Source organism: Xenorhabdus sp. BG5, from assembly GCF_015163665.1.
GTDB lineage: Bacteria > Pseudomonadota > Gammaproteobacteria > Enterobacterales > Enterobacteriaceae > Xenorhabdus.
Genome location: NZ_JADEUG010000107.1, coordinates 1 through 406, shown reverse-complemented (window position 1 = coordinate 406; position 406 = coordinate 1). Strand labels below are relative to the sequence as shown.

At 44.1% G+C, this 406-nt stretch carries 2 protein-coding genes; both read right to left on the bottom strand.

Annotated elements, in window-relative coordinates; translation table 11 throughout:
- On the bottom strand, positions 1 to 213 hold a 213-nt coding region (locus IQ209_RS18030; RefSeq protein ID WP_193852545.1), incomplete at its 3' end, for a phage holin, lambda family.
- The coding region (locus IQ209_RS18550) for a hypothetical protein (protein ID WP_228005982.1) at positions 197 to 406 on the bottom strand (210 nt) is incomplete at its 5' end. The genes IQ209_RS18030 and IQ209_RS18550, both read right to left, overlap by 17 nt.

Below are 406 nucleotides of genomic sequence, written 5' to 3'. Positions count from 1 at the left end.
GATAGGAATGCCAAACAGTTCTAGCCCACTGGATACGCTCCATGACAACGCGCCACAGAGCAGTGCCTCAACCCAGCGGTTCTTCCGTTCCACGCCGTCGTAAATCAGACGACCATAACAAATAGCTATTGCTAAAACAGAGCCAGATATTTGTGGCCACGAATTTTTTAGGCCGTTTAACATGTCAGCCCATAAATCAGGATTTTCTTTCATCTTCATATTCCACCCCATCAGAACAATGGGCGTCCGTGGGGTGAACGATGGTTACCCCTGTGAGTTGGTTAAAAGTAATAGGTTGATAGTTAAGGTAAGGTGATGAGTTCAGCCAAATGTTAATCAACAACGAAGAGGGATGGCTGATTACCTCTGTGATAAGGACAAAAATGTTAGATCTAGAAACAGAATT